A 10,778-nucleotide genomic window follows, 5' to 3' on the forward strand; every position below is an offset into this window, starting at 1 on the left:
TAAATTTGTTTATGATTATAGTGCCCTATCACCGCGTTGTCAACCATATTTGTTTACTTTAGCGGGCAAGTGTTAAAACTTGCCCGCCATCACTTCACTTAATCAACACTTTACTTCGGCAGTGGTCGATAATCCGTTCCAAGTTCCCTTTGTAATTCGCGGCGAACCGTTCCATCGTCTCCCGGTAAAATAGGGTGCTTTGATAACGGATCAGGATGAGGAGTTCGCCGTTCTCCACAAAGATGTTGAAATCCATTTTGTAAGGCCATTTGGTGAGCGGATTGATTCCTTGCCCCACAGGCATGTCAGACAAACGATACTCTTCTTTCTCCATATCTCGCACAAATTCACCTTGATAGTTAAAGTTGATCTCCGCTCTTGGTGGCAGGTGCAACGCTTGTTTGAGAGCAGGGTCCGTCAAATATTTCATGATGCCATATCCCACACCTTTATGGGGAACTTGGCGCAAGGCTTCTTTCACATTGTCGATGGTGCGTCTTAAATCCCTTTGATCCGCTTCCAGTATGACCGGATAAATGGAGGTAAACCAACCGACTGTGCGGGTGAGGTCCACACCCTCGATGATTTCCTCCCGTCCGTGTCCCTCCAGATCAACGGCGACCTTGCCTCCGACCCATTCCGATACCGTTTGTGCCAAGGCAGCCAGCAAGAGGTCGTTCACCTCGGTTTGAAAGGCGCGATGCGCATGTGTAAGCAACTCTTTGGTTTCCTCAGCGGGCAGGCGCATGGTGATCGTGTGCAAGTCTTGGAATAAATACGTTTCCTCCCCGCGCTTGTCAATGGGTAGTTTCGGCACCCGTTCATCCGCCATCCGCTCCCAATATGCACGCTCTTTCAGGAATTCCGCAGAGTTGGCATAGTGGGACAATTGATGGCTCCATTCTTTGAATGAAGTCGTTTTGGCCGGCAAAACAATCTCCTTGCCCGATAGCGCCTGTTCATAAGCACTGTCCAAATCCTCAGAGATGATCCGCCATGATACTGCATCAATGACCAAGTGATGGATGATCAGAAGCAGATAATCCCCATCATCCGCATGAAAGACGGCAAGCTTGACCAAGGGGCCCTCTGCCAATTTGATCGAACGATGAAGACGATTCGCTTCTTGTTCGATGCGTTTGGCTATGTTCGCCTCCCCAGCTAAGTTAAATTCCTCCAAGGTGAAGTGCACCCCGTCGCGTCCGCGGTTAAAGAGGCGAATGCGTCCCTCCTCCCGCCAGCAAACCATCCGCAACGCATCGTGATGTTCAGTGATTTTGGTGAACGCTTTGCGCAAAGCGGCTGTTTTCCAGCCCTCTTCCCGCTTAAGGATAATCGCCATGTTCCAATGGTCAACCGTTTCGTTCATGTCAAAAATCCAGTGCTGAATCGGAGTTAACGGGACTTCGCCGACAACAAGATCCTGTTCAGACTCCGTCTCCAGTGTCCGCAACGCAGGAGCCAACTCCGCAATCATCGGATGCCGGAAGAGATCCTTTAAGCGCATTTTCAGCTGGTGCTGTGCCAGGCGGGCCGCCACCTGCATCGCTTTGATCGAATCACCGCCCAATTCAAAAAATGGATCGTGCACACCAACGCGCTCGATATGGAGCACTTCTTGCCACACCTCGGCCAGCACACGCTCCACCGGGGTTCGTGGAGGCACATACTCCCGCAACGCGTTTCCCGTTTCCGGGATGGGCAAAGCCCGCTTATCCACCTTGCCGTTGGCCGTCAGCGGAAGTTCAGCCAACTCCACAAAGTGAGTTGGCACCATGTAATCAGGCAATTCCCGGGCCAAATGTGCCCGCAAATCTTCGATCAGGCAATCATCAGACGTCGTGTAGTAAACGCACAATTCCTGTCTCCCATCGGGCATGGTCTGTGTGAGCGCAACAGCCTCTTTCACCGCCTCATGCTGCAACAGACTCGCGCTGATCTCTCCCAGTTCGATTCGATATCCGCGAATCTTCACCTGATCATCGATCCGCCCCAGGAATTCCAAGCTCCCATCTGGCAACCACTTGACCAAGTCTCCGGTCTTGTAGAGTCGCTCACCTAAGTCAAACGGACTTTCGACAAACTTTTCCGCTGTCAGCTCCGGAAGATGCAGGTATCCCCGAGCCAGACCGACGCCGCTGACGCACAGCTCACCTGGAACGCCGATCGGTTGCAACTGATGGTGCTTGTTTAAGACGTAAACACGGTGGTTGTCAATCGGCTTCCCGATTAGGATCGGCTCATCTGCTTTCAGCTCACAGCTTGTCGTTACCACGGTGTTCTCAGTAGGTCCGTAATTGTTGATGACGGCATATGTTTGAGGAACCATCCGTTGCAATCGGTCACCGCCGACAAGCAACGTTTTCAGAGTGCTGTTGGGCAATTGCATGAATTGCTCCGCCACTTGGGTCGGCAAAAAGCTGATCGTCACTCCTTGTTGTTCCATGTAGCGATTGAGGGCTTCTATTTCATAACGCAATTCCTCGTCAATGATGATGAGGGCCGCTCCCGCTACCAAAGTGGGGAAAATCTCCCAGACGGAGGCGTCGAAACCGACTCCGGCATATTTGGTCATCCGGTCTTCTTCCGTCACATGGAACCGGCGGTTATGCCAAGTAATCAGATTTACTAACGCTTTGTGCTCCACCATCACACCCTTTGGTTTACCTGTTGAGCCTGAAGTATAAATCACATACGCCAAATCATGGGGGTTATGTGACAGTGCCAGTTCCTCTCCTGCACCTTTGCCATAATCAAAGGCACCCAAGTCTAATTGCCGGACGCTCGCCAACGCGGGAACGTCGCCATGCGTCAATACGATTTCGGCCCGGCTGTCCGCCACCATATAGCGAATGCGTTCTTCCGGGTATTGCGGGTCTATGGGTAAATAAGCGGCTCCCGCTTTCAAAATGCCCCAAATGCCAATAATCATCTCGATAGAAGGCTTCGTGAGCAAGCCTACGATCTGCCCCCGAGCAACCCCCATTCTATGAAGCTCACCAGCCACCAGATTTGCCCGCCGGTTCAACTCACGGTAAGTGATCCGCTTTTGCCCATGGATCACTGCGGTTCGGTCGGGAACCAGGTTTACACGTTCAGCAAACAATTGCGTAACAGTGCGATGATGTGGATAAGGTGCTTCCGTTCGGTTAAACTCGTACAGCACTTGGGTTTTCTCCGTCTCTGTCATCAATTCCACCTGACTGATTAGCAGTTCCGGCTTTTTGGCTACTTGCTCCAAAATATGTGTAAAATGCTGTGTCATGCGACGGATAGTTGCTTCAGCGAACAAATGGGTGCTGTACTCGACGCTCCCTTCCAACCCTTCTCCTTCCGCAATCACCCAACTGAGATCAAATTTAGCTTTTTGCCAACCCCACTCAAATGGTTGGACTTCCAAATCCGGCAACGACAAGTGGGGAGCTTCCAAGTTTTGCACGGCAAAAACCGTGTCAAACAGTGGATTGCGGCTCATATCCCGTCTCAGCCCCAGCTTTTCCAACAAGTCTTCCATGGGGTAGCTCTGATGTTCCATCACATCAAGCACCCGCTCCTTCACGTGATTTACTAGCTGGCGGAACGATTGATCCTCCCGCACTTGATTGCGAATCGCCAGCGTGTTGGCGAACATCCCTATGATCGGCTTCATCTCGGCATGCGTGCGCCCGGCCAGCGGGGTGCCGACAACGAAATCATCTTGCCCTGTATATTTGTTAAGCAATACGTGGTACGCCGCCAACAGCACCATATACAAGGTCGCACCCGTTTGGCTGGCCACCTTGCGTAAGTTTTCGGTGGTGTCAGCATTTAAGCGAAAGCCGAAACGCTGTCCTTCAAAACGTTGCACGGGTGGACGCGGCCGGTCAGTCGGCAGCCCCAAGACGGGCAAGTCCCCTGCAAACATCTCGAGCCAAAACGCTTCATGACGGCGGCGGGCCGCTTGCGCCGATTCACTCTCCTGCCATACGGCAATATCTTTAAATTGCACCGTGGGAGCTGGCAACGTTTCACCTTGATACAGTTGCATCAGATCACGAACCAAGATGTTGACTGATACCCCATCACTGACAATGTGATGCAAGTCAAGCACCAGCATGTGTTGATCAGCATTTAACCGGATTAAGCCGACTCGGAACAACGGTGCCTCATCCAAGGCAAACGGGCGAACGAATCGCCGGAGTTCAACCTCGGCTTCCACTTCGTCCTGCGCTTCCATCCATTCAATCGCGAAAGGCACGTGGGTGTGAACCTTCTGCTTCAATGCCCCACCGATCAAATGGAACGAGGTGCGCAAGCTTTCATGCCTTTCTATTAACTGCTGGCACGCCCATTGCAATCGCTCCTCTTGGAGTTTGCCATTCAGGCGGAACGCCAACGGCATGTTGTACCCTGTACCTACTCCTTCGAGTTGGCTCACCACATATAAGCGTTTTTGTGCGGATGTGACAGGATAATATTCCTGCATTGGCGCCACTGGAATCGCTTCTTTCACATGGGCCCGACCATGGATGAATTCCGCTAACTCCTTGATCGTGGGATGCGCGAATAACTCCCGTAACGAAAGATCTACCCCCCACTCTTCTTGCAAGCGGGCCGTCAAAGCCATCGCTTTCAACGAATGTCCACCCAAGGCAAAGAACGAATCAGTGCGGCTAATGTGCTTTACCTGTAACAACTCTTGCCAGATAGCTGCCAATTTCTGCTCTGTAGGAGTGGCTGGTGGCGTGTACGCTTCGGCTTCAGAATCCCCACACGGTTCCGGCAGGGCCTTTTTATCCACTTTGCCATTGACCGTCAGCGGCATCTGTTCCAATGGAACCCAATGGGAGGGAATCATGTAATCAGGCAATTCTTGCGCCAGATGTGCCCGCAACTCGGCGATGTCGCAAGCTTCTTCCAATGTGAAGTAAGCGCACAGCCTTCTTTCTCCATCGATCCCTTCCCGTGCAAGCACTACCGCTTCCCGAATCGCCGGGTGCTGCAAGAGTCTAGCCATAACTTCTCCTAGTTCAATCCGATATCCCCTGATTTTCACTTGCTCATCGACCCGGCCGATAAACTCGATCTGGCCATCAGCCGTCCACCGTACCAAGTCTCCGGTTTTATACATTTTTTCCCCCGCCGCAAACGGATTGTCGACAAACTTTTCCGCGGTCAGGTCAGGACGATGCAGATAGCCGCGGGCCAAACTCTCCCCGCTGACGCACAACTCTCCGGGCACACCGACCGGTTGTAACTGGCCGTCGCGATTGATGACATACACCCGATTGTTGGCGACCGGCTTGCCGATGGTTATCGTTTCGCCCGGCTTTACCTGTCCGCTTGTCGTCACCACTGTATTTTCCGTCGGACCGTAATTGTTGACGACGACATAGGGGCGCGGCTCCACTTGTTGTAAACGGTCTCCACCGACCAACAATATCCTTAAGGAACGGTTTTCCAAGCGCATGAACTGTTCGGCCACCGGTGTGGGCAAAAAGCTGATCGTGATCCCATTTTCATTCATATAACGGTTTAAACCGATCACATCATGGCGCAGCGACTCCTCAATCACATGAATGGTCGCCCCTGCGATCAAACTGGGGAAAATCTCCCAAACGGAAGCATCGAAACCGAGACCCGCGTACTTGGTTGATCTGTCTCGCTCCGTCAATCCAAATTCCCGCACATGCCAGCAGGTGAGGTTGACCAGCGAGCGGTGTTCCACCATCACCCCTTTGGGTTTTCCGGTTGATCCGGAAGTATAAATCACATAGGCCAAGTCGGCAGCTTTATTGACTAGGGGCACGGATGGTACCTCTTTGCCTGATAACTGTAATTCATCCAACGTCAAAACCGGTGCGTCTTTGATCCGTTCCTTGATCCCCGCGTGCGTCAACGTAAACGGCACTCGGCTATCCTCCAACATGTACTTGATCCGCTCCGCCGGATACGCCGGGTCGATCGGCAAAAATGCGGCCCCCGCTTTCAATACACCCAACATGGCCACAAACAGATCAAGTGATGGAGAGAACATCAATCCGATGATCTGCTCCCGTTGCACGCCCCGGTCACGCAACAGCTGCGCTAATTCATTGGATCGCCAATCCAGCTCGCGATAGGTGAGTGACTCTCCCTGGTACACTACCGCCGCACGCTCCGGCGTGCGCAACGCTTGTTCCACGAACAATTGATGAATCGGTTTGTCTTGCGGGTAAGAGTGAGTCGTCTTATTGAAAGTCCCTAGCAGAAGCTCTTTTTCCGCTTCGGTCACCAATACGATGTCCTGCACGCGCATCTGTGGTCGTTCCACGATTTGCTCAATGATATGGATGAAATGACCGATCATGCGCTGAACCGTTGCCTCCGTAAACAAATGGGTGCTATACTCAACGGTCCCTTGCACTTGCTCGCCTTCTGCCACCACCCAACTCATGTCGAATTTCGCCTGTTTCCACTCCATTTCAAGCGGCGTCCATGTCAATCCAGGCAAAACGAGTGCGGACAAGTCCATGTTTTGCACGGCAAATAGTGTGTCAAACAACGGGTTGCGGCTTAAATCGCGGGCAAGTCCCAGCTTTTCCACCAATTCTTCAAACGGGTAGTCCTGATGTTGCATCATTTTCAACACGCGTGCTTTGACTTGGGCCAAAAATTCCGCAAATGTCTGCTCAGGCTGGTGTGTGTTGCGCACAGCCAGCGTGTTGACGAACATACCGGCTACCGGTTGCATGTCTGCGTGGGAGCGGCCTGCGATGGGGGAACCGATGATAATATCTTCTTGCCCGGTGTATTTTGCCAATAGCACATGATAAGCGGCCAACAGCAACATATACAGGGTAACATTTTGCTCTTCCATCAATCGCTTGAGTTTACGCGTCAATTCCGCGTCCAGCGCAAAGGTCACATACGCCCCATCAAACTGTTGCACGGGAGGACGCGGGAAATCGGTCGGCAATGTCAACACCGGCAACTCTCCCGCCATTTCCTGCAGCCAAAACGCTTCGTGACGCTTCCACTCGGCGCGCACCGCATCACTTTGTTGCCACACAGCAATATCTTTGTACTGCAACGGAAGCGGGGGCAGGCGCTCCCCTTCGTAGAGCCGCACCAAGTCTTGGAACAAGAGATTCATCGTCACCCCATCGGCGATCATATGGTGCAAATCCATCACCAGCACAGCCCGCTCCGGTGCAAGGCTGATCAGCCCTACTCGAAACAGCGGTGCCCGATCCAAAACAAACGGCCTGACGAACGCACGCAACTGATCCCGCATTTCCTCCTCAGACCCCGCCGTCATCTTTTGGATCACAAATGATACGTCCTGATGTACTTTTTGTTTTAGTTCCCCCTCCACCAGATGGAAGGAAGTGCGCAAACTCTCGTGCCGGGCGATTAACTGGCCGAAAGCCCGCTCAAGCCGCTCCACTTCAATACGCCCCTGCAAATCGAAAGCCATGGGCATATTATAGCTGACACCCGATCCCTCCAGCTGGCTGACCACATACAACCGCTTTTGTTGGGAAGATGCGGGGTACCACTCCTGCGCGGGTGCTGGTTTGATCACCAGCTGTTCTGATTCCCGGCTTGCCTGCACATAGCTTGCCAGATCTCTTACCGTCGGCCGCGCGAACACTTCTTGGAGCGGCAAATCGACACGCAGTCGCTTATGCACTTGTGAAGCCAAAATCATCGCTTTCAGCGAGTGCCCGCCCAATTGGAAGAAGTTTGCCGTCACACTGACCCGCTCCAGATTCAACACCTCTTGGAAGATCTCCGCCAAGCTGGCTTCCAGCTCATTCGCTGGGCGGACATAATCGGCTTCAGTCCGCAAGCTGTGCGTGGGCTTGGGCAAGGAACGCTTATCGACTTTCCCGTTGAACGTAAGTGGTAAATCAGCGATCTCCACAAAATAATCTGGCACCATGTATTCCGGCAATCCAGCCTGCACATGCTGGCGCAATTCGGACATTTCGCACGGCTCTCCCAACATGACATAGGCACATAAGTATGAGTGACCGTGTTCATCTTTGTCTGCGATTACAACGACTTTTTCTACTGCGGGATGCTCAAACAATTTGACTTCGATTTCACCGAGCTCAATACGGTGGCCGCGTATTTTCACCTGGCCATCCATCCGATCGATGTACTCTATGTTGCCGTCGGGCAACCACCGCACCAAATCCCCGGTACGGTACATGGTTCTGCCCGGTTCAAAGGGGTCAGGCACAAACCTTTCCGCGGTAAGCTCCGGCCGGTTGAGATACCCCAAAGCCACTCCGTCGCCGCTGACGCATAATTCACCAGGCACACCAATCGGTTGCAACTGATTGGATTTGTTCACCACATAAAGTTTGGTCGCATTGACAGGCTTACCGATGGGGACCGTTTGCTGCTCCAGCCAGTACGGTTCACACCGATACATGGTCGCATACACCGTGCCCTCAGTGGGGCCGTAGGCATTGACAAGGCGATCATTGCCCAACACCGCCAACGCTTTGCGCACATGCTTAAGCGAGGCTTTTTCCCCACCAAATATCAGCTTCCGCAAATCGGCGAGGGCAGAGACGTTCAGATCGACAATGGTGTTGAACAATGCCGTCGTCATAAAACAGATGGTAATTTTCTCTTCTCGAATCAATGCCGTTATTTGATTCAAATCAAGCAAAACCTCTTTGGGCGCCAACACCAATTTTGCGCCGTGAAGCAAGGACCCGAATATATCAAACACGGATCCGTCAAAGGTGAAGTTGGCGAGCTGTAGCATGGCATCTTCAGCGGTGATATCTACATCCCCCGTCTGAACGATCGTGCGTACAACGTTGTAATGGCATGAGATGCTCCCTTTGGGCGTCCCGGTAGAACCTGATGTGTAGATCACATAGATCATGTCCTCCGGCCCGCTCATAAGCGGGAGGTTGTCCCCCTCTTCGCCGGCCCAGACCTTTTCGTCAAGGATAACAACATCTCCCATGAAAGCGGGCGGCAAACATAGATGCGGCTGTTTCACAATCAAGGAAATATGGCCGTCATCCAGCATGAATTGGATGCGTTCTTCCGGATAATTGGGATCAATCGGCACATAGGCGGCACCGGCCTTAATAATTGCAAACATGCCGATGATCATCTCCAAAGAGCGCTCTGCCATGAGGCCGACCAGCTGGCCTCTCACCACCCCACGTCTGCGTAGCACGCGAGCCAAGCGATTCACCTCGGCATTCAGCTCCCGATAGGTCAGCTGACAGGTGCCCATCTTGAGCGCGACATGGTTGGGTGTCCGTTCAACCTGCTCTTCAAACAGCTGTTGGACCGGTTTATGCTTGGGATAAGGCCGCATTGGCGGATTGAAGTCAACCAGCAACGTCCGCTTCTCCTCTTCGGTTACCACTTCGATCTCATTGATCGGCAGGTCGGGGCGCTCCACCACTTGTTTTGCAATATGTGAAAAGTGCCGGAAAACCTGGTCGACAAACGCCGCAGTGTAGCTCAACCCATTGTAATGAAACAGGATCTGGCATTTTTCTCCGGGGACTACGATCACGTTGAAATCATAATTGGTTTTGTCGAACGTGCTGTATGCCCCGCAGATGTCAAACCCGATGTGCTCCCGGTGTTTTTCGAAAACCGAACGGTCAAAATCATAGTTTTCGAAAACCATGATATGATCAAACAATTGCTCTTTCAGTTCGGTTCGCTCTTGCACTTCCGCTAGAGAAAGGTAATCAAATGCCTCTTTGTCGAGAGAAGCTTGATGCACCTCTTTGGCTAATTCGATGAAACGTTGAGCCCCCGCCCCTTTGACGCGAACAGGCACCGTATTGATAAACAAGCCCACAATGCGCTCGATATCGTGAATCTCTTTATTGCGACCCGACACAACCGCACCGAACAAAGCATCCTCTGTATCGTTGTATTTCTGCAGCAGTATGCCCCAGATGGTCTGAAACAAATTGTTCAACGTGACATGCGACGTACGGGCCAATTGATGCAACCCTTCGGTCAACGCCGGATCAAGCTGATACGAGGCCTTTTCCAACCGGTAATCTTGCGGCTTCTCCTGCCCTTGCCGAGGCACCCCCGTGCGCTGATCGAAGCCAGCCAAATAATCTTTCCAATATGTCAAAGCCTTTTCTTTGTCTTGCTTTTCCAACCAACGAATGTATTCCCGATATGGTGTGACCCGTTTGGTGGGAACCGGCTGCCCTTGTCGCAAACGGCCATACGTTTCAAACAAATCCTCCAGAATAATCCCCATACACCAGCCGTCCGTCAGGATGTGGTGGCTACTAAAAATGATGTGATGGCGCCCCTCTCCCATATGGACGACGGTCACACGCCACAAAATATCTTTGGACAAATCAAACGGTGTTTCTTGATCTTGGCGGAGCAGCTGGGAAAATGCGCTGGTACGCTCCGATTCCGGCAGATGGGACAAATCCCGCACACCTATTTTGAATTTCCTTTCCTTCAACACAACTTGGCGCGGCTTCGTCATTCCTTTATATACAAAAACGGTACGAAACACCTCATAACGTTGAATCAATACGTTCATGCTTTTTTCTAACAAAGCGGGATCCAAGTCTCCCTCGGCTTTCATGACCATCTGCAAAAAATACGAATTCCCTTGGTCATATAAGGAATGAAACAACATCGCCTCTTGCATTGGAGAAAGGGAGTATATATCCGCCATATTTTTCATATCCATCTATATCACCTGCGCTGTCGCATAAATGAATTCCGCCGTCGGTGTCCCCTTCGCGCACGCGGACACCGACAGCGGTGATGTGTTATTATTGCTG

At 52.1% G+C, this 10,778-nt stretch carries 1 protein-coding gene; it reads right to left on the reverse strand.

Features of this window, described 5'->3' with window-relative positions:
• Nucleotides 1-94: 94 nt before the first annotated feature.
• Nucleotides 95-10,684, reverse strand: coding sequence for a non-ribosomal peptide synthetase (locus NYR52_RS09660; RefSeq protein WP_259435553.1), 10,590 nt, complete (start codon nucleotides 10,682-10,684; stop codon nucleotides 95-97).
• Between the last annotated feature and the right edge of the window lie 94 nt (nucleotides 10,685-10,778).

This window comes from Laceyella sacchari, from assembly GCF_024927925.1.
Taxonomy (GTDB): domain Bacteria; phylum Bacillota; class Bacilli; order Thermoactinomycetales; family Thermoactinomycetaceae; genus Laceyella; species Laceyella sacchari.

Bases quoted from the DNA above. Each gene is read 5' to 3' on its own strand.
- NYR52_RS09660 (WP_259435553.1), bottom strand. From the start codon at position 10,684: ATGGATATGAAAAATATGGCGGATATATACTCCCTTTCTCCAATGCAA.